Source organism: Microbulbifer marinus (assembly GCF_900107725.1).
GTDB classification, from domain to species: Bacteria; Pseudomonadota; Gammaproteobacteria; order Pseudomonadales; family Cellvibrionaceae; genus Microbulbifer; species Microbulbifer marinus.
The window spans coordinates 1,703,795-1,723,608 of record NZ_FNQO01000001.1; the positions used below are offsets into that span (position 1 = coordinate 1,703,795).

General features: G+C 61.3%; 17 protein-coding genes and 1 riboswitch. Of the genes, 5 read left to right on the forward strand and 12 right to left on the reverse strand.

Going from position 1 to position 19,814, the window contains the following annotated elements; genetic code table 11:
• Positions 1-165 precede the first annotated feature (165 nt).
• Positions 166-2,262, forward strand: a complete 2,097-nt coding sequence (locus BLW36_RS07350) for a TonB-dependent receptor (RefSeq protein ID WP_091386590.1) — start codon at positions 166-168, stop codon at positions 2,260-2,262.
• A 3-nt stretch (positions 2,263-2,265) separates the two neighbouring features.
• Positions 2,266-3,417 carry a PepSY-associated TM helix domain-containing protein gene (locus tag BLW36_RS07355; protein ID WP_091386592.1) on the forward strand — a complete coding sequence of 384 codons (1,152 nt, stop codon included), beginning with the start codon at positions 2,266-2,268 and terminating at the stop codon, positions 3,415-3,417.
• Positions 3,418-3,703: 286 nt separating this feature from the next.
• On the opposite strand, the gene BLW36_RS07360 is transcribed toward BLW36_RS07355, so the two are convergent.
• The 12 genes from BLW36_RS07360 to BLW36_RS07415 all read right to left on the reverse strand — a co-directional run bounded on the left by BLW36_RS07360 (position 3,704) and on the right by BLW36_RS07415 (position 14,913).
• Complete coding sequence (locus BLW36_RS07360; RefSeq protein ID WP_091386594.1) at positions 3,704-5,362, reverse strand: phosphoethanolamine transferase; 1,659 nt, start codon at positions 5,360-5,362, stop codon at positions 3,704-3,706.
• 825 nt (positions 5,363-6,187) lie between these two features.
• Positions 6,188-7,309 carry an ATP-binding cassette domain-containing protein gene (locus BLW36_RS07365; RefSeq protein WP_091386596.1) on the reverse strand — a complete coding sequence of 374 codons (1,122 nt, stop codon included), beginning with the start codon at positions 7,307-7,309 and terminating at the stop codon, positions 6,188-6,190.
• A complete protein-coding gene (gene modB / locus BLW36_RS07370; protein WP_091386599.1) occupies positions 7,309-8,019 on the reverse strand; it encodes a molybdate ABC transporter permease subunit in 711 nt (236 codons plus the stop codon). The genes BLW36_RS07365 and modB overlap by 1 nt, the downstream gene beginning before the upstream one ends.
• A complete protein-coding gene (gene modA / locus BLW36_RS07375) occupies positions 8,016-8,768 on the reverse strand; it encodes a molybdate ABC transporter substrate-binding protein (protein ID WP_170833151.1) in 753 nt (250 codons plus the stop codon). The genes modB and modA overlap by 4 nt, the downstream gene beginning before the upstream one ends.
• On the reverse strand, positions 8,759-9,211 hold the full coding sequence (gene moaE / locus BLW36_RS07380; RefSeq protein WP_091386602.1) for a molybdopterin synthase catalytic subunit MoaE: 453 nt from the start codon (positions 9,209-9,211) through the stop codon (positions 8,759-8,761). The genes modA and moaE overlap by 10 nt, the downstream gene beginning before the upstream one ends.
• A gap of 6 nt (positions 9,212-9,217) precedes the next feature.
• Complete coding sequence (locus tag BLW36_RS07385) at positions 9,218-9,463, reverse strand: MoaD/ThiS family protein (protein ID WP_091386604.1); 246 nt, start codon at positions 9,461-9,463, stop codon at positions 9,218-9,220.
• On the reverse strand, positions 9,456-9,947 hold the full coding sequence (gene moaC / locus BLW36_RS07390; protein ID WP_091386606.1) for a cyclic pyranopterin monophosphate synthase MoaC: 492 nt from the start codon (positions 9,945-9,947) through the stop codon (positions 9,456-9,458). The genes BLW36_RS07385 and moaC overlap by 8 nt, the downstream gene beginning before the upstream one ends.
• A 4-nt stretch (positions 9,948-9,951) precedes the next feature.
• Complete coding sequence (gene moaB / locus BLW36_RS07395; protein WP_091386608.1) at positions 9,952-10,494, reverse strand: molybdenum cofactor biosynthesis protein B; 543 nt, start codon at positions 10,492-10,494, stop codon at positions 9,952-9,954.
• A 15-nt stretch (positions 10,495-10,509) separates the two neighbouring features.
• Entirely contained in the window at positions 10,510-11,085 is a 576-nt protein-coding gene (gene mobA / locus BLW36_RS07400) for a molybdenum cofactor guanylyltransferase (protein ID WP_139304831.1), read from the reverse strand.
• 3 nt (positions 11,086-11,088) lie between these two features.
• Positions 11,089-12,066: a GTP 3',8-cyclase MoaA gene (moaA, locus tag BLW36_RS07405; RefSeq protein WP_091386612.1), complete on the reverse strand. Its 978-nt coding sequence runs from the start codon at positions 12,064-12,066 to the stop codon at positions 11,089-11,091.
• Positions 12,055-12,199: riboswitch (molybdenum cofactor riboswitch) on the reverse strand. It overlaps the preceding gene by 12 nt.
• A 79-nt stretch (positions 12,200-12,278) precedes the next feature.
• The gene (locus BLW36_RS07410; RefSeq protein WP_091386614.1) at positions 12,279-13,490 is read right to left on the reverse strand and encodes an alginate export family protein; all 1,212 of its coding nucleotides are present in this window, start codon (positions 13,488-13,490) and stop codon (positions 12,279-12,281) included.
• 151 nt (positions 13,491-13,641) lie between these two features.
• Positions 13,642-14,913 (reverse strand): MFS transporter, encoded by a 1,272-nt coding sequence (locus BLW36_RS07415; RefSeq protein WP_091386616.1) that lies wholly within the window; start codon positions 14,911-14,913, stop codon positions 13,642-13,644.
• Between the two features lie 323 nt (positions 14,914-15,236).
• Here BLW36_RS07415 and BLW36_RS07420 point away from each other — a divergent pair, with 323 nt between their 5' ends.
• From BLW36_RS07420 to BLW36_RS07430, 3 genes are all read left to right on the forward strand, one after another.
• Positions 15,237-16,712, forward strand: a complete 1,476-nt coding sequence (locus BLW36_RS07420) for a NarK family nitrate/nitrite MFS transporter (protein WP_091386618.1) — start codon at positions 15,237-15,239, stop codon at positions 16,710-16,712.
• A 300-nt stretch (positions 16,713-17,012) separates the two neighbouring features.
• A complete protein-coding gene (locus BLW36_RS07425; RefSeq protein WP_244506160.1) occupies positions 17,013-18,806 on the forward strand; it encodes a bifunctional protein-serine/threonine kinase/phosphatase in 1,794 nt (597 codons plus the stop codon).
• A 70-nt stretch (positions 18,807-18,876) separates the two neighbouring features.
• On the forward strand, positions 18,877-19,746 hold the full coding sequence (locus tag BLW36_RS07430) for a universal stress protein (RefSeq protein ID WP_091386620.1): 870 nt from the start codon (positions 18,877-18,879) through the stop codon (positions 19,744-19,746).
• Positions 19,747-19,814: the final 68 nt, after the last annotated feature.

Here is a 19,814-nt window from a genome sequence, read left to right on the forward strand (position 1 = left end):
CCGCAGCCACAACGCCCCCCGAATACAGCTTTCCCGCACTCAGCAGTAAATGCTATTGATACAGATTCTCATTTACTTTAGTATCGCCGGCCGTACGAACACATCCGCACCCGGTCCCGTTCCGGACCCGGTACTGCACAGAATAAACGTATCAGGAGCTCCCGCATGCGCTGCACGAAAACCACTCTGGCTCTGGCCATTTCCCTAGCCTCCTCTGCCGCCCTTGCCGCTGACGAGCGCATCGAAGAGGAAATCGTCGTAACCGCCAGCCGCACCGAGAAGCCGCTGAGCAGCATCCCCAATACAGTGACCCTGATTGACGAAGCGGAACTCACCGAGCAGCTGAGCGCCACCAGCGACCTCTCCACCATCCTCGGCAACCTGATCCCGAGTTTCTCGCCCAGCCGCCAGAAGATGACCAGCTCCGGCGAGAGCCTGCGCGGGCGCAAGCCGCTGTACCTGATCGACGGCGTGCCGCAGTCGAACCCGCTGCGCAATGGCGGCCGCGATGGTCACACCATCGACCCGCTGATGCTGGAGCGGGTGGAAGTCATTCACGGCGCCAATGCGATCCACGGCATGGGTGCCTCCGGCGGTATCATCAACCTGGTGACCCGCACTCCCAGTGACGAGTTCCAGCAGAGCGTCCGCGTTGAATCCGCGCTGCAACCGGATGAGCTGAGCGATACGCTGGGCTATAACGGCAGCTACAGCGTTTCCGGCAAGCTGGACGCTGTAGATGTACTCGCCAGCGTCAGCTACCGCAACACCGGTATCAGCTACGACGCCAACGGCGACATTGTCGGCTTCGACAATACCCAGGGCGACACCATGGACAGCGATGCCGTCAACGCCTTCGTCAAGACCGGTTACAGCTGGGATGACCAGCGCCTGCAGCTGACCGTCAACCACTACCTGATCGAGGGCAACAACAACTGGCTGAGCGTCGACGGCGATATCGATGCCGGCGTTCCCACCACCGCCATCGAGACGGATGTGCCCGGCAAGTCCCCGTCCAATGAGGTGACCACCATCAACCTGCAGTACACCAACGAGGAGTTTCTCGGTCAGAAACTGCGCGCACAGGTATTCTCGCAGGATTTTGCCGGCACCTACGGCGGCGGCAGCTACGCGACTTTCCAGGATCCGGCCTACGGCGAGGAAGTGTTCGACCAGTCGCAAAACAACTCGGAGAAACGCGGCCTGAAGCTGACCCTGATCAAGGATCAGATCGCCGGCGCCCCGATCAGCCTCGCCTACGGTGTCGACCTGCTCGAGGATGAAACCTGGCAGCAGCTGGTACAGACCGGCCGCGCCTGGGTACCGCCCACCCGCTACAAGAACATCGCCCCCTATGCGCAGGCGGAATTCGCCGGCATCGATCGCCTCACCGTCACTGCCGGGGTCCGTCACGAAATTTCCGAACTCACGGTGGACGACTTCACCACACTGTACTCCTACAACGGTGGTCAATTCGTCAGAGGTGGCAACCCGGAGTTCAGCGAGACGCTCGGCAATATCGGCGCCACCTATACGATCAATGATGCCTGGCGCGTCTATGCCAACTACTCCGAGGGCTTCTCCATGCCCGACGTCGGCCGGGTACTGCGCGGCATCAACCAGCCGGATCAGGATGTTGAGAGTTTCCTCGATCTCAAACCGATCCTGACCCAAAACGAAGAGTTCGGTGTCGAGTTCAGCGCGGAGCAATTTGCCGCGCAGCTGGCCTACTACACCTCGGACTCCGATTTCGGGCAGCGCCTGGCACTGGGCAGTGACGGCATCTACAGCGTCAAGAGGGAGCAGACCGAAATCGACGGTGCGGAACTGCGCGGACAGTGGTTTGCCAGCGACAGCGACACCCTGGAGGTCCGCTACGCCTACACCGAAGGCCGCTACGATTCCAATGCCGATGGCAAGGTGGACACCGACCTGGACGGCCGCAACATCGCCCCCAACCGCTTCAACCTGAGCTGGGCACGTAACTGGACAGATACATTCAGCACCCGACTGCAGGCCAACTGGTTGCTGGATCGCGATTTCGAGAACAGTGCCGGTGATGTCACCACCGAGTTCGACGGTTACACCATCATCGACGCCAGCGCCCAGCTGAAAGCCCTCGGCGGCGAATTTGCACTGGGTATCCAGAACCTGACCAACGAAGACTACTTCACTTACTATTCCCAGACCGCGGGTAACGATACCCGCAACTTCAAGGGGCTGGGCCGCAACGTGAACCTGTCATATTCGAAGGTTTTCTGATCCGTGCGCCACTGGCTTTTCATCCTGCACAAGTACGCGGGCCTGACGCTGGGCCTGCTGCTTTCCCTGATCGGCATCACCGGCAGCCTGCTGGTGTTCGACCACGCACTGGATGAAAAGCTGGCGCCGGAAACCGTCACCTTCAAGCCTTCCCCACGCCCGGCCACTTACACGGAAATCTTCGCCGCCGCCCAGGCGGCGATACCGGGCAACCCGGAACCCAGCCGGCTGATGACACCGCGCCAGCCCGGCAGCCCGTTTGTGGTGCGCTTTCCGACACCGGAGGGTGCGCCGGGCCCCATTGAAGTCAGTGTTTCGCCGACCGATGCGGAAGTGCTGGCGGTGCGCGGCTGGGGCACTCCCGACTACACCATGAGCTGGATCTACCGCCTGCACTACACGCTGCTGGCGGGTGGCACCGGCAAGACCGTTGTCGGTTTTATGGGGCTGCTGCTGATGCTGTTCTGCATTACCGGCGCTGTACTCTGGTGGCCGAAAAAAAGCAGGAGCAGCAAGACACGCTGGCGGCGCGCCTTCTCGATTTCCCAAGGTGGCAATCGCTTTCGCTTTTATTTTGACGTGCACAGGGTGTTCGGGATTTATTTTCTGCCGCTGCTGCTGATGACCAGCTTCTCCGGCGTAACGCTGGTTTTCCCGCAGCAGGTGCGCGCAGTCGTCGGCACCTTTATTACCACCGAACCACTGGCGCCGCTGCCGGGCTCCGTGGCGAGCCAGGGAAACAGGATCTCTGCCGACCGGGCCGTGGCCATCGGGCAAGCGGCCTTTCCCGGCGGCGAGCTGAAACGTATCTATCTGCCCACCAACGCCGCCGACAGCTACGGCATCACGTTTCGCGCGGCGGGTGAGGCCTGGAGCAACTACGGCGCCAGCTTTGTGCGCGTAGACCAATATTCCGGGGAGGTCCTGTTCACGCAGAATGTCACCGAAATTCCGCTGGGTAACAAAATCCTGCGCTGGCAATTTCCGCTGCACAACGGCGACGCACTGGGCATCGTCGGACGCTGGCTGATATTGCTCGCCGGACTGACTCCAAGTCTATTGTTCGGCACGGGTGTCTATCTATGGTTAAAAAAGCGTGAGAAGAAAAGCTTCAAACGACGCACGATATTATCACCGGGCACTCCTACCGCCTGAATCCTCTGGCCTGACAGCGAATGCCGGGGCAATTCCAAAATCGAGCGCTGTACCACGGGGACAGGGTAGAGCCGTAAAGGTCGGACCAAAAGAAGTCACCTGCGCCAAAGCCTCGATTCAGCCCCCTGGGCCTGAAGCATTGAAATCTAGGGCACCGCTATTGCACGTGGATCGGCGCAAAGTCCAGAAATGAGATCAACCTGCCAGCAAACCACCGGCGGAAAAGGATGACGCAACGTTAGAGACGAATATGCAGGACGCGCTATTGATCCACTGCAAAATGATTCTAATCCGCACGGGAAGATACGCTACTTCGAATCACCTGTGATTCGAAGTAATGTATCTTGCCGTTCAAGCGAAAAGGCCTCCGATCTGTGGCCTTGAAACCTGAGCCAGCCCAGCTTTGCGCCGGATCCAGGCCCTTAGCCTGGATACCGGCGATTTCTAACAGGCTGTGGGCAATGTGCGCGGTACTGACAGGCAGGTTTGCATTAGACTGAATCAAGGCCCAGCGTTCCGGGTGCCGCTTGCGCCAGCTTTGTGAGGCCCAGAAAAACTGTGTTGTTCGCAAGTCCTGCTCGGTGCCGATATTGTGCCCAAACAGCGCGCGCTCATCGTCCAGGAGATTCTCACCGTGATCGGATACATAGAGCAGCACTGCGGGCTGCTCCATGTTTTCGATTAACTCGATGGTGTCGGCGAGGATGCTATCGGTATATCGCAATGAGTTATCGTAGCTGTTGACGAGAAAATCGCGCCGTGATTGGTTTTCGAGGTTGTCATCCCAGACAGCAAACTCACGTGGATAGCGATTGCGAAATGTAAAGTGACTCCCGCGACCGTGCATAATTACAAGACCACCATTCGATGCGGGGCCGGAGAGCAGCTGCTTTACCTCATTTAACAACGCCACATCGAGCTGTCGCTCAAAGTACTTGCGGGTGGTTGCCTCCCCAGCCAGAACATGAATATGGCCACCAAACTGACTGACTTCCTGAGTGGATATCCACCAGCTTTTTAACCCAACCTCCGAGAACGCGCGCAATATCGAAGCTTCACTTAGTATCCGATCAAACTCTGTTATCGGCGCAAGGCTCAACATGGCCGGCACTGAAACACGGGTCAGCGCTGATTGTGTCGTCACATCTGGAAACCATATAACGGCGTTATTCGCCGCGATTCGGGGAGTAGTATTCCTTCTATACCCCTGTAGCGTCCAGTGGTCCGGACGCGCAGATTCCCCGATAACCAGGACATAAATCGTGTCTTTGGGATCATCGGTTTGTGCATCGAAACGAAAAGTTTTCCGAGTTTCCAGGAATTCACGCGCCTGCCGGTATTGCTTCCAGGCGATATAACCTTGCGGAAGAATTCCCGCAGGGGCACTGCGGTCATGCACCAGGATATCGTAAGCCGCGAGTTCGACACCGTAGTCATAGGTGTGCATCTGCCGGGCAGCAGCCACACCATAAGCGCAGATCAATAACAGCGCCAAAGCCAATCTTGTCCTGTGGGGCACCCGCCAGTGCAGGTCGAGAATTCCGTACAAGCCACCCAGCCATATTGCAGACAATGCCAATACGGATAGAGCAATCGGCGCCGTAAAGCTCGATAAGAACTCTGGCAGCTCTGCCATCTCCCCCGCTAATATCAGCAGGTAGCTCGCGCTCAAACGGCTCTGATAGAAAACCACCAGGAACAGATCAATGGCAGTAGTGATATAAAACGGCAGCAGCAGGGCATGCAGTAACAAAGGCTTTTCTACCAGGCTGTGCAACAGCAACAAACCGAGCACCGAAGCGGCTAAATTAAATAGCAGCAGTGGCTCCAGCTTTATCTCCAGCCCAGGTAGCAGACCGGCATCGAAGAGCAGTAACGGGGAAAGTAAATAGCCGTTGAGCAGCAGTAGAACCCACAACCCTCGTACATTTAAAATCTGGAACATCGAATTATTATTCCATTTTAAAATCCGCCAGTTTTAGGGCCCATTATTTTCTATTGGCGACTATTTCATTAGAGGATCAGGATTGTTTATATCATTACTCATGCGGGTTGCAGCCAATACCAGCTGAAATCTATTGCCGAGGCTGTGTCGCCGGTATGCGAACGAGCAATAACTCAACATGATTAGTGCATAGATTGTAGATCAGTGAAACTTGCTGCTTGGCAACCTGATTGCGTTGCGCGCCGAAATTGGCGCCCATCACTGGTCGCTCGCCAAACTAAACGACTGTTATCCAACAAAGGTAAGAAATGGCAGCCTCGTGCGACCAGGTCGCCAATCATATCTGCACGCCATTTTAAGAGGCGCCCCCTAACCACCTCCAATACGTCGCTCTCTTTTATACCGAGAGGTTTGCCGTGAAAGTTCACCCCTCCTTGCGTTGACCGTATCTTCGCGCCTGCTGTCGGCGGCACAAGCATCAGCGGGATAGGTCTCCCCCAAGCACGTTTCTACGAACTGCAGACAGCCAGAAAGCCAGTCCTGATATGTGCATGCAGACTTACTGACCCTGTCGCGAATTACTGCCAGTGTGGCATTGCGTTGACGGCGCCTGGGTGGGGTATTTCTTGTGATGTTTGCCGTCGGACTGGATATCGGACTGGGGGTCAGCTTCTGACTTAAGTCGCCGTTAATGGACGAACCTCTCCGAATGCCGGCGCGGCCACGGCGACATAGAGCCCATCACATTTCGCGCTGCAGAGGAGGCCCGGAGCAACTTCGGGCGCTGGCTGATACTGATCGCGCGAATCGCGCTGGCGGGCCGCGTTATAACCCGGCGAGGCTGCTGGCCTTGAACTGGGCGAAATAGCGCTCCCCTTCACGCAGCTGCAGGCGCTCGCGGGACAAACGGGAAATATCCGCGCTGAATTCCTGCTCGCCGACGGCGAGGCGCAAGCGTACCCGCCCGCCCGCGAGGGGCACTATTTCCCGCAATTCCACCGCCAGGCAATTGAGGATACTGGAGAGACCGGGCTGTTCCAGACACAAACCGATGTCGCCCGAGCCAAGCAGGAAGGCGATGGACTGACCGACCTTATAGCGGCCGGCAACGCGATCCGCATACAGGGTCGCATCGCCCAGCGACAGAGTCAGCAAGCCCTCCTCCTGGGACAGCACGCGCGCCTCGATGCGGCTGAAGCAGGATTCGCGATCCAGAGAGTCCAGCTGCAAGCGGCGAGCGACCGCGCGCACCGGCAGCGGTCCATTCAAGGCGCCGCGCTCCATCCACAGGCACTGGGTTGCCAGTAACTGTATCTCATCGAAATCATGGCTGGTCCAGATCACCAGCGCCGGGTGGCGGGCCCAGAAGGCGCGCAAGCGTGGCAGCAGCTTGCGGATCACCTGCAGGCGGTCGACTGCCGCCAGCGGCTCGTCGTACAGCTGTACCGCGGCGTTGCTGAACAGCTGGCGCAACACCGCCACCCGCTGCGCCTCACCGCCGGACAGCAGTTCCACCGGCTGGCGCAGCAGCGGCGTTATGCCGAAACACTCGATCAACTCGGCCCGCTCTTCCGGCGCCAGCGGCCGGCGACTGTAACGGTGGGCCAGCGCCAGGTTGTCGGCCACGGTCTGGCCGCCAAACAGGCTGCTGTCCTGAAAGGCGAGGGAGAGATCGCGCCGGTGGGTCGCGAGGCCGCGCCTGCCGCTCTGCCAGGCGACACCGCCGAAGCCGATCTTGCCGGCACAGCCGCGCAATCCGGCCAGCGCCGCCAGCAGCGTGCTCTTGCCGCCGCCGGACGGTCCGGTGAGACCGAAAATGCCCTGCGCGGGCAGAGCCAGCTCCCAGGGCGTGTCCGCGTTCAGCGACGTCACCAGCCCCTGTACCGACAGTCCATCACAGTCCAGCGACTGTATCGCGCGGCGGAAAAGCGGCAGGCTCAGTTCCATCAGCCCGGCACCCCCATAAAGCGCTCTTCGCGCTGCGCCTCAGAAACCGCGCGCCCGAGCCAGCGGGCCAGCAGCAGCAGCGCGGTGGTAACCACCAGCAGCACCAGCGCCAGCCGGTGGGCGGCACCGTATTCCAGCGCCTCCACATGCTGGTACAGGGCGATGGAAACCACCTGGGTTTCACCGGGAATGGCGCCGCCGATCATCAGCACTACGCCGAACTCTCCGAGCGTATGGGCAAAAGTCAGCGCGCAGGCACTGACGATCGCCGGGCGGCTGGCCGGCAGCAACACCTTCAACAGGGCGGCGTGGGGTGGCATGCCCAGCGCTGCGGCGGCGCGGGTCAGGCGTTTGCCGTTCTGGCTGAACGAAGCCAGTAACGGCTGCACCATAAACGGCAGGGAGTAAATCACCGAGGCGATCACCAGCCCGGTGAACGAGAACACCAGCGGCTCGCCCCAGACGCCCGCCAGCCACTGGCCGCTCGCATGATTGGGGGAGAACAGCAACAGCAGGTAGAAACCCAGCACCGTCGGCGGCAACACCAGCGGCAGCGTGATCAGTACTTCGACACCGTGGCGCCAGCGGCTCTGCCAGTGGCTCAGTTTCCACGCCAGCGGCACGCCGATAACAAGCAGCAACAGCGTCGTCACGGCGGCGAGACGCAGTGTCAGCCACAGGGCCTCGAGGTCGGCCGCGCCGATATTCACGCTTCCTCCCCGGCCGCGCGGCCGTAACCGAGTTTCACCAGCCGTGCGCGCACGGTGGCGGACAGCAGATAATCAGCCAATGCCTGTGCCTTGTCCGGGTCGCTGCTCCGCCGCAGTACCACCAGTTGGTGCTCGATCGGTTGATAGAGATCCTGCGGCAGCAACCAGTAATTGTTCCGTCCGGCCGCCACCATCTGGCTCGCGGCGACAAAGCCGAGCTGCCCGTGGCCGGCGTCCAGCATCAGGTAGGCCTGGCCGGCGTTGTGCGCGCGCGCCAATTGCGCCCGCTTGCCATCCCACAGCCTCATGTTCTGCAGCACCTGCCGGGCGGCGACACCAAACGGCGCCACTTTCGGATCGGCGATCACAATGGTGTCCGGCCAGCGCCGCAAAATCTCTTCGGGTTTGCCAGTGGCCTCGGGCAGCCACAACGCCAGCAGCCCGAGCGCGTAGGTGCGGCGGCTGTCCGGCACTATCTTGTTTTGGCGTTCCAGCAGTTCCGGCCGCTCGCGATCGGCCGACAAAAACAGGTCAAACGGCGCGCCGTGCAGTGCCTGCTGGTACAGCACGCCGGAACTGCCGCTGGTGACCTGCACCTCACAACCGGCCGCAGCCTCGAACTCCGGCAGCAGCGCCTCCAGTGCGGGGCGGAAGCTCGCCGCCGCCGCGACACGCAACTGGCAGTCGGCGGCCTGTGCCCAAGGTACAAACGCGAGGCAGGCCAGCAGCAGAGCGCGGGTCAGGCCCACTTTTCCAGCTCCCGCCGGTCGCTGTCCCTGGCGGCCACCCAGCTATCGCCGGCCTCGCCGGATTCCAGTTTCCAGAAGGGCGCCTCCGTCTTGAGGCGATCCATGATGTACTGGCAGGCTGCGAACGCCGCCTGGCGGTGGGGGCTGGTCACCCCCACGAACACGATATCTTCCTCGACCGCCATGGCGCCGACGCGGTGCAGCAGGCGCACCCGGCCCAGCTCCCAGCGCGCGCGCGCATCATCGACAATGCGCTGCAGGCTTTTTTCGGTCATGCCCGGATAGTGTTCCAGCGCCAGGCCGCTGACGCCGGCGCCGGCATTGAAGTCGCGCACCGAGCCGACAAACATGGCGCTGGCACCGTCGCTACGGTTGCCCGCGCGCAGTGCCGCAAACTCATCGGCCACCGCAAAGGGTGCCGTGCGCACTTCAATAAAATCCATCGCTCCTCAACCTCCGGTGACCGGCGGAAAGAAGGCGACTTCATCGCCATCGCCAATCTGGGTGGTTGCCGCGGCCATCTCCTGGTTGACCGCCGCCTGAATATCCGCGGCCTGCAGCGCCGGCTGCCAGTCGGGAAACAGCTCACCGAGACGGTGGCGCAGCTCGGCCACGCTGCCGGAGAAACCTTCCAGCCGGTGCTCGGCCGTGCCCAGGCGGGCGCGCAGGCTGGCAAAAAACAGAACCTTAACCATGAGTCACCTCTTCGGGGCGCCAGTGCCCCCGCTTGCCACCGGATTTTTCCAGCAATCGGGTGGGGCCGATTACCATTGCCGGATCCACCGCCTTGCACATGTCATAAATGGTCAGCGCGGCCACCGCCGCGGCAGTCAGCGCCTCCATTTCCACGCCGGTGCGTCCGGCCAGGCGACAGTAACTGCTTACCTGCACCGTGTTGTCTTCGGCCAGCAGCTCAAATTCCACTTCCACTTTGGTCAGCGCCAGCGGGTGGCACAGCGGAATCAGGTCGGAAGTTTTCTTCGCCGCCTGGATTCCGGCGATACGCGCCACCGCCAGCGCATCGCCCTTCTTGTTGCTGCCGGCCACCAGCAGCTCGAAAGCTTCGGCGCTCATGCGCACGGCGCTTTCGGCGCGGGCACTGCGTTCGCTCACGGATTTGTCCGTGACGTCCACCATGTTCGCTTCGCCGCGCTCGTTGAGATGGGTCAACCGGCTCATCACATCACCCCCGGGATTCGCACGCCGGCTGCGCCGGACGGATATGCGGTATGAAATTGCAGGGGCGGTGGCGCGCATCCAGCTGCTCCAGCAGGATGCCTTCCCAGGCGGTGCGACAGGCGCCGGTGGAACCGGGCATGCAGCAGATCAGGGTGTGATTGGCCAGCCCGGCGAGCGCGCGCGACTGCACGGTAGAGCTGCCGATATCGTTGAAGGAAATCTGCCGGAACAGTTCGCCGAACCCCTCCACGGTTTTGTCGAACAGCGGCTGCAGCGCCTCCGGGGTGGAGTCGCGATCGGTAAATCCGGTACCGCCGGTTACCAGCACAGCCTGGATACTTTCGTCGGCGATCCACTGCGACACCGCCGCCCGCATCAGGTAGATGTCATCAGGCACGATGCGCTTGTCGGCCAGCTTGTGCCCGGCGGACTGCAGCGCTTCGGCCAGGTACTGGCCGGACGTGTCGTTCTTTTCGGTACGGGTGTCGGATACCGTCAACACCGCGATATTGAGAGGCTCGAAAGTTTTTGCTGCGTGTCCAGCCATATTGCGTTCGTCCGTTCAGTCTGATTCAGGAAAAAGTTGTTGCGGGTAGTTCGCCGCGTATTCGGCGGGGGTATTGATATTGCTGAAGCTCTGCGCGCGAGCGGGCATCGCCAGCTGGCACGCGCCGGCATGGCGCAGCAGTGCGCCGATGGAATTGGCGCCACGCCCTTCCACCGCGGCGCGCAGGAATTTGCGCACGGCGTTTGTCAGTGGCAGCCACAGCGGGAAATAGAAATCGCCGAAATAACAGGCGCGACCGCTGCGCTCACCCTCTGCCAGCAGCAGCGCCAGCAGCTCGCCGCGCAGCAGCGGCATGTCCACCGGCATCACCAGCAGCGCGTCGGCCTCGACCGCGCGCGCCACACCGAACAGGCCGCCGAGAGGCCCCATGTCGGGAATCGGATCGGGGATACCGCCGGGGCGGTTGCCGCTCACCACCACTTGCGCCAGCGGCAGCTCGCGCATCAGACCAATGGCGTGTTCGAGAAACCGCTCGCCGCCGGGCAGCGGCAGCTGCGCCTTGTCGCGGCCCATGCGGCTGGAGCGGCCACCCGCCAGCACGACACCACAGCTTTGCAACTGCCGGGACACCGTTCAGCCCCCCAACATCGCCAGGTTGCGGGTGGCGCCGGTGAAGCCACTGGCCAGCTGATGACTGGCATTCTTGCCGCACACCGCCGCGCGGATCTGCTCCGCCAGCGCCTCGTGATCGCCGCCGGCGATGGCGTCGCGCAGGTCGATGCCCTGCTCCGCAAACAGGCACAGATGCAGCGCGCCCTGGGCAGACATGCGCAGGCGGTTACAGCTGGCACAGAAATCCTTGCTGTAGGGCATGATCAGGCCGATGCGACCGGCGTAGTCCGGGTGGGCGTATTCTTTCGCCGGCCCCGCATCTCGGGAACGCACTACCTGCTCCCAGCCGCTGCGCAACAGCAGATTCTCGATATCGCTGCCGGCCACATGGTTGCTGGCAAAGAAGTCGCGATTGTCACCGGTGCGCATCAGCTCGATAAAGCGCAGGCTCACCGGCGTGACCTTGATCCAGTCGAGGAAATGATTGAACTCGGCGAGGTTGTGCTCACGCAGCAGCACCGCGTTGACCTTGGTGGGAATATCCAGTTCCAGCGCGCGGTCGATACCGCGCAGGATTTTCTCCAGCTTGTCGTGGCCGGTGATCGCCTGGAATTGCTGCGGATCGAGGCTGTCGATGCTGACATTGAGTTGATCGAGCCCGGCACGATGCCAGGCGTCGATTTCGCTGGGAAGTTTGTAACCGTTGGTAGTGATGGCAACACGGCGGATGCCGTCGGCCTGCTTGGCGGCCTCGATCAGCTGCACCAAATCCTTGCGCAGCGAGGGCTCACCACCGGTAAGACGCACCTTTTCGGTGCCAAGGGAAGCGAAGGCGCGTACGACCGTATCCACCTCGGCAACGCTGAGCGGATTCTCCCGCGCAATCGACTCGCCGCACTGATAGCCGTCCGGCAGGCAGTAATTGCAGCGGAAGTTGCAGATGTCGGTAACGGACAGGCGCAGGTAATAGAACCTGCGCCCAAAACTGTCTTGTAACATTAAACGCCTTTCCAAAGTCGGGAGGCCGGCCGATTTCTCGGGCGACCCTGGTGGCGGGAAAACCTATTCCGGCCACGGTTCCCGCGCCATACGCAGCGCGCTTAGGCTTGGGAACTCGGTGTTTAAACTCTCAGCAGTGTAACAGTGGGGGAGAATTTTGCTTGGGGCAAAGGTGGTACTCCCCCGGGTTAAGTGCGCGGATCCGCCACTACTCAGAATTTGGCGGTCAGCTGCAGCCATACCTTGTCAGTATCGACGCCGTGCTCGTCGGCGCTGTAGGCAGCGTATTTCACCAGCGCGGACACAGTGTCGGTGATCGGGCGGCCGTAGCTGAGATCCCACTCGTCACCCCAGTTGGCAGAGCCCTCCGCGGCGGCAAACTTGTGATAGGTCACCCCCAGGTTGCCACCGAGCACCTTGGCAGAGGCTCCCAGATAGGCGTCCTCGACACCCTCGGCCGGAGTCGCCAGGAACTGGTCGGCGAACCCCTGGAACTTGTGCAGGGTGGCCAGCGGAGTGGCGAAACCGACACCGTTGTCGCTGCCCAGCACTTCATAACCCAGCTTGGTGTTGACCGGGCCCAGCGCTCCGGACACCTCGGCCAGGTAGTAGGGCGCGCTGTAATTCAGCGTGCTGTCGCCGCTCTCGCCCTGCTGGGCGTAGCTCAGGCGCGCCTTGACCGGGCCAAAGTTGCCGGTATAAGCGAGTCCGAGGGTACGGCTGGAGGCATCTACCGCCTGCACCAGATCAAGGTCAAGCAAGAACAGGGCCAGATCGTGCCCCTTGGCCAGCGGATAGCTCGCATTGAACAACTGGATATCGCCCCTCAGGTCGCCCTTGGCGCTGTCCTCACCGAAGATGCGATTGACGTTGTAGACGTAGCTGTAATCGAGGCGCAGGGATTCGGCACCGCCGTACTGGAAGCGATAGCCGTCGTAGGTCTGCTCGTTCTGGCGCCAGCCGACGCCGCCAACGAAACGCTGGTCATCCAGATTGATACGCTGGCGCCCGGCGGTGGCGGTGTAATCGCCGGCAGAGTATTTCAGGTAAGCCTGATTGACTTCGGTACCCACCGGATCGGCGACCACAGGGTAGGCGCCGTTGCCATTGACGGTGGAGTTGTAATCGTCGTCGCCGATGGCGGTGACGTTGTCCATTTCGATCCCGGCGGTGAAGCCGCGATAAGTGCCGCTGTCCCAAGTCAGGCGGCTCTTCAGCGTGGAAGCATTGGCATCTTCATCAAGATTCGCCTGATCGACGTTTTCCAGCCGGTAACGCAGGCTGACCCCGGCCTTGCCGTTCTGCAGTGCATCGATCAACGTCGGCGCACTGTTGTCATCGGCGGCCTGTGCCTGCAGCGCCACTGCGCTGACAGCCCCCAGCAGTGTCGCACCAACAAGATTGGGAAGTTTACGGGTGTTCATTCGCTTTTCCTCGGCGACTGTTATGAAGTTGTTGTGCGCAACTTACACCGCTTCCCCGTTCACAAAAATTACCCAAATGGCGTACTGCACTGGTACCACTACCACCCGCCGTCGCGCCGCAATAATCCCATATTGGTAGCGCGGGCCGGCCCTAGTCGTCGAGCAAAAAGTTGTGCTGCCGGGCAAACATCACTCTCTGCTGGACTCGCTCGCGCTGTACGGTCAGGTACATCACCAGCATGCACGCCGCCAGCACGCCATACAGCAACATGAAGGCCGCACTGTGGATACCCACAATGTCCTGGGCCATACCGAACAAGACGGGCAAACTGAAGCCGCCGAGCGCGCCGATCGTGGCGACGGCGCCGCCGACGCTGCCCATATGCTGCGGGTATTTGTCGTAAACGATCTTGTACACCGAAGCGCGGCCGAAGCCCTGGGCGATACCGATGACCAGGATCAGCAGCGTGAACAGCTCTATGCCCACCTCGATATTGAGATGCACATCCCTGTCCACGCCGTGGATGGTCATGCTGGTGGGCGGGTAACTGAGGAAGAACAGGCACACCAGGCAGGTCCAGAAGACACTCCAGTTGACCGCGCGGGCGCCGTAACGGTCTGCAAACCAGCCACCCAGCGCGCGCACGCTGCTGGATACCGCCACGAACAGCAGTGTCAGGGCCATCGCCTTCTGGGTGGAAACGCCGTAGACATCGAGGTAGTACTGCGGCAGCCACAACAGCAGCGCGAGGAAACTACCGAACACGAAATAGTAATAGAGCCCGAAGCGCCACACGCGCAGCTCGGCCAGCGGGCGCAGGTGAAAGTCGAGTTCCGTGCGGCGCCGGCTGCGCATGTAGCGCGTTTCCTCCGGTGCCCACAGGGCAAACAGTATCGCCATCGCAAACAGGCCGGCGCCGTAGAGCGGGCCTATCATGTCCTGCCCGAGCCAGCTTTCAATCGCCGGCGCCAGCGCCAGCGTAATCGCCGCACCGGCGTTGCCGGCACCGAAGATGCCCATCGCCGTGCCCTGCTGGCGCCCCTCGAACCAGGGGCTGATATAGCGGATGCCGGCCACGAACGAAGTACCGGAAATACCCAACCACAACCCCGCCAGCAAATAGCCGCTGTAACTGCGGATGTGCGGCAGCAACACCAGTATCGGCACCACCAGTAACATCTGCAGCACAATCAGTTTTTTCGCGGAAAATCTTTCTACCAGCAATCCCAACGGGAATCGCAGCAGGGCGCCACTCAGCATCGGTGCCGCCAGCAGCACGCCGAACTCGGTGGCCGAAAGCCGCAGCTGGTCACCGATGGAAACCCCCAGTACCGCGTACAGGGTCCAGACGGAGAAGTTGGCCGCGAACATCGCAGTTGCGGCCATCAACGCGCGGCTGGCGAGTTTATCAGTGTATTGCATCATGTATTCCTGTTTGCCCGACCCTCTATTGTACGCAGCCGCCGCTGCTGCCGGCGATGCACCGCATTGCCTACCCCCAATAAATTCACTGCGTGAGTTGCCAAACACGCTCTACCACCTCCGAGGTAGAACGTGCTCGCGCACCCCAACAAATACGTGATTTCACCATTCGCAGACGGCTAACCAGACGGAGTAGATACGCGGTAGAGGCAACAATTTTTGACCGCGACTACCACTATTGTCCGCTTTTCTATCAGTAGGGCCCTTTTAACATGTGCTGCAACCAACATTGTTACGCAACCACTCAGTTCAGAGGATTTGCCATGAGCACACAAAGCGGCCTCAATCTTTTCAATTGGGGTGATCCGAAAATAAAAACGCTGCACGTCACCTGGTTCGCCTTCTTCCTGACTTTCGTGGTCTGGTTCAGCCACGCACCACTGATGGTATTTATCAAGGAAGCCTTCGATCTCAGCAGCCAGCAGGTCAAGGCGCTGCTGATTCTCAACGTGGCACTGACGATACCGGCCCGGATCATCATCGGCATGATGGTGGACAAGTTCGGACCGCGCTCGGTGTACAGTGCGTTATTGATCATCTCCTCGGGGATCTGTATCGGCTTCGCCACCGCCGACAGCTATGAATCGCTGGCACTGTTCCGCTTCCTGCTCGGCTTCGTCGGCGCCGGCTTCGTGATCGGCATCCGCATGGTCGGCGAGTGGTTCCCGGCCAAGCAGGTCGGTCTCGCCGAGGGCATCTACGGTGGCTGGGGCAACTTCGGCTCCGCAGCCGGCGCCATGACCCTGCCCACCATCGCACTGATGTTCGGCGGCGAGGACGGCTGGCGTTACGCGCTGGGCATCACTGGTGTCATCGCCGGCCTCTACGGTCTGTTCTACTACCGTGTCGCGCGCAACACTCCGAAAGGCTCCACCTACTTCAAGCCGAAGAAGACCGGCGGCCTGGAAGTCACCAGCAAGAAGGATCTGTACTTCTACCTGCTGATGAATATTCCGATGTACCTGGCACTGGCGGCACTGGCTTACAAACTGTCTCCGGCCGGCGTGCAGCTGCTGACCTGGGACACCACCTACCTGATGTGGGGACTGCTGGTGCTGCTGTTCGCGGTGCAGACCCGCCAGATCTGGCACGTCAACAAGGAACACCTTGAACAGGGCGTACCGGAGCTGGAGAAATACAACTTCAAGCAGGTGGCCATCCTCGACCTGGCCTACTTCGTCACCTTCGGTTCCGAGCTGGCGGTGGTCTCCATGCTGCCACTGTTCTTCCTCGAGACCTTCGATGGACTGAGCGCGGTACAGGCTGGCCTGCTGGCTTCCGGCTTCGCCTTCATGAACCTGGTTTCACGCCCCACCGGCGGCCACTTCAGCGACAAGATGGGACGCCGCCGCAGCCTGATGTTCCTGATCGGCGGCCTGGCAGTCGGTTACCTGGTGCTGAGCCAGATCACCAGTGGCTGGTGGATCTCCGCGGCGGTTCTCGCCACCATGGCCTGCTCCTTCTTCGTGCAGGCGGGTGAAGGCGCGGTGTTCGCAGTGGTACCGCTGGTCAAGCGCCGCATGACCGGCCAGATCGCCGGTATGGCCGGAGCCTACGGCAACGTGGGTGCGGTGACCTACCTGACTGCGCTGTCCTTTGTCGACTACAGCACCTTCTTCCTGATCATCGCCGGTTCCGCCGCAGTGGTATTCTTCGCCTGCGCCTTCCTCGATGAACCCAAGGGCCAGATCGCGGAAGTGCTGCCCGACGGTACTGTGCAGCTGATCAGCGTGGAATAGCGCCCAAGAATGCACAGGGCAGAAAAACAACGAGCACATCAAATCTGGCGGCCCTCACGGGCCGCCTCAGTTTGTTAATAAACCACACTTTACGCTTCTGGCGAGGTCAGTGGCGGCAAAGCACCAGGACGGGTATTTCGAAACGCTGTAAATACGTCCCTGTACACTCCGTCGACGACGGTCCGGCCGCTGCAAGCATTCGCGGCGCCTTCGGCCCTTTCGCCGACGGTTCGAAACACCCGCCCTGGCACCTTGCCTTCAACTCTGGCTGTTCCCAGCTGCACACAAAAGCGGATACCCTTGGAAACTGATTCAACACCGGTGGCCGACACCATGCACAGTGAGACTGCGACAGCCACAGACCGCTCCCAGCAGCTCGAACTGCGGGCGGGTAGCTGCAGCCGCGCGGGAATCAAGCCACAGAACGAGGACGCGGCCGTTTTCCACTGGCCCGCAGATCCGCACCTGCAGGAATATCTCGGCGCGGTCGCCGCGGTTGCCGACGGGGTCAGCTCGGCGGAAGCCGGCGCGCTCGCCAGCAGCACGGCCACCGAGCAGTTTGTCAGCGACTACTACCGCGCGCCGGACACCTGGTCCGCCGCACGCGCCGGGCAGAAGGTGCTGGCGTCGATCAACAGTAAGCTGTACCGCAAGAGCCACGAATTTGCGCAGGAAGAAAAAGGCTACCTGTGTACCTTTTCCGCGCTGGTGTTCAAATCCCGCACCGGACATTTTTTCCATGTCGGCGACAGCCGCATTCAGCTGCTGCGCGACGACAAACTGGAATGCCTGACCCGCGATCACACCGTCACCCTCGGCCACCGCCGGCGCATACTGGCCCGCGCACTGGGGATGGATACCGGGCTGCAGGTGGATTACGGCCGTGTGGACCTGGAGCTGGGCGACCAGTTCCTGCTGACCAGCGACGGCGTGCACGATTTCGTGCCGAAGGTGACCACGATGGAAGTGCTGCGGCGCGACGACCTCGACGCACAGCAAAAGGCCGAGACGCTGGTGCGCTACGCCGAGGAAAACGGCAGCGACGACAACCTGACCGCGGTCGTGGTGGAAGTGGCCGCACTGCCCGCCACCACCCTCGATGAATACAGCCACCAGCTCACGCGCCTGCCGTTCCCGCCGCCGCTGGAGCCGGGCATGGTGCTGGACGGCTACGCGGTGGAGCGCGAGCTGTTTTCGTCCCAGCGCAGCCAGCTGTACCTGGTACGCGATACCGAGACCGGCGAAACGCTGGTGATGAAAACCCCCTCCGTCAATTACGAAGACGATATTCACTACATCGACCGCTTCGTGCAGGAGGAGTGGATCGGCCTGCGTATCCAGAGCGATCGCGTGGTGCGCATTTGCCGGCAGAACCGCCAGCGCACGGCTCTTTACTACCTGATGGAATACGTCGAGGGCTGCACGCTGGAATCCTGGATCGCGCGCAACCGCTTTCCGAAACCCGCCGAAGCGTTCCGTATCGTGCGCGAGATCGCCGACGGACTGACGGCGTTTCACGAACAGGAAACCATTCACCAGGACCTGAAGCCGGCCAACATCATGCTCGATAGTGCCGGCCATGTGAAAATCATCGACTTCGGCTCTGTCTATGTCGCCGGCTCGGCCGAAGTATTCCGGCCACTGCAGCACCCGGGGGCACTGGGCACGGCCTCCTACTCGGATCCCCACTATATCCTCGGCCACAACACCGGCATCCAGGGCGATATCTATGCGCTGGCCACCATCGCCTACGAAATCTTTACCGGCGAACTGCCCTACGGTGAAGAGATCAATGAATGCCGGTCGCGCGCCGACTACGAACAGCTGAGCTACCGCGCCGCCAGCCAGTTCAACCCGGTGATCCCGATCTGGTTTGACCGCACCCTGGAAAGGGGCTGCGCGATCGACCTCGGCAGGCGCTACCACACCATTGCCGAATTCATCACCGACCTCGGCAACCCCAACCCCGAATACCTGCGCGATGACCCGTCGGAGTACAAGAGCCAGAACGCCTCGCTGTTCTGGAAAATCCTCTCCGGCCTGTGGATCGTCACGCTGCTGGCGGTTATTGCGCTGTTCTCCGCCGGAAGCTGATCTGGATCAATACCGCGCAACAGGTTAGGGTTAGGCTAAAGAAAAAACGGCTGTGTAAAAGGACGACCGCGTGAAAAACATTCTCGTAATTCTCGACAAGCCCAAGCACGAACAGATCGCGCTGCAGCGCGCAGTGGAGCTGGCCAAGGCAGCAAGCGGGCGCCTGCACCTGGTCAGTTTCGCCTACGATCCGCGGGCCACCCTGCCCGGCGTACACGAGACACCGGAAGAGGTGGTGAAGGCGATGGTCAGCGCGCGCGAACCCTGGCTCGAGGAGCTGTGCAAGCAGCACCAGCTTCCCGCGGACACAGTGACCGAGGCCGTGTGGCACTACAGCATCGCCAACTGGACGATCGAGACGCTGGCAAAGGATTCCTTCGATCTGGTGATCAAGACGGCGCAGAAACAGTTCGGCCACGGCGGCTACGGCTCCATCGACTGGCAGCTGATCGAGCGCTCGCCGGTGCCGCTGTGGCTGGCCGTTGCCACGCCGTGGGTCAAGCGCGAGCGCCTCGTGGCGGCACTGGATCCGACCGCGGACAGCCTGCTGCACAAAGAACTCAACCAGCGGGTGCTCGCCGTCGGCAATCGGCTGGCGCAGTTGCTGAACGCCCGGCTGGAAGCCGTTGCCTGCCTGCCCGGCGCCGGCGTACTGGAGGAGCTGGGGCTGACGCCCAGGCACGACAACACAGAGGAACAGCAGCGCGCGCTGCGCGAATACCTGGACAGCGCGATTCGTGACAGCGATGCCAACTGCAGTGAAGTGCACCTGGTTTCCGGCAAGCCGGCACGCGAAGTCAATCGGGTCGTCGACCGCAACAAGGCACGGCTGATGCTGGTCGGGCGCGGCGTGCGCAAGGGCGCCACCGGTCTGCTACTCGGCAACACCGCCGAGCGGATTCTATCCAAGTCCAATTCCGATGTGCTGATCGTGCCCTGAGCGGCTTTCCCTCCACTTCCCTATAGCTCCGGGCGGCGCCACCGCGCCCGGAGCTCCAAAGCTTCCGA

Coding starts and splice junctions, on each gene's coding strand:
- BLW36_RS07350 (WP_091386590.1), top strand. CDS start 166: ATGCGCTGCACGAAAACCACTCTGGCTCTGGCCATTTCCCTAGCCTCC.
- moaC (WP_091386606.1), bottom strand. CDS start 9,947: ATGAGCCGGTTGACCCATCTCAACGAGCGCGGCGAAGCGAACATGGTG.
- moaB (WP_091386608.1), bottom strand. CDS start 10,494: ATGGCTGGACACGCAGCAAAAACTTTCGAGCCTCTCAATATCGCGGTG.
- moaA (WP_091386612.1), bottom strand. CDS start 12,066: ATGTTACAAGACAGTTTTGGGCGCAGGTTCTATTACCTGCGCCTGTCC.
- BLW36_RS07415 (WP_091386616.1), bottom strand. CDS start 14,913: ATGCAATACACTGATAAACTCGCCAGCCGCGCGTTGATGGCCGCAACT.
- moaE (WP_091386602.1), bottom strand. CDS start 9,211: ATGGATTTTATTGAAGTGCGCACGGCACCCTTTGCGGTGGCCGATGAG.
- BLW36_RS07385 (WP_091386604.1), bottom strand. CDS start 9,463: ATGGTTAAGGTTCTGTTTTTTGCCAGCCTGCGCGCCCGCCTGGGCACG.
- BLW36_RS07360 (WP_091386594.1), bottom strand. CDS start 5,362: ATGTTCCAGATTTTAAATGTACGAGGGTTGTGGGTTCTACTGCTGCTC.
- BLW36_RS07420 (WP_091386618.1), top strand. CDS start 15,237: ATGAGCACACAAAGCGGCCTCAATCTTTTCAATTGGGGTGATCCGAAA.
- BLW36_RS07410 (WP_091386614.1), bottom strand. CDS start 13,490: ATGAACACCCGTAAACTTCCCAATCTTGTTGGTGCGACACTGCTGGGG.
- BLW36_RS07365 (WP_091386596.1), bottom strand. CDS start 7,309: ATGGAACTGAGCCTGCCGCTTTTCCGCCGCGCGATACAGTCGCTGGAC.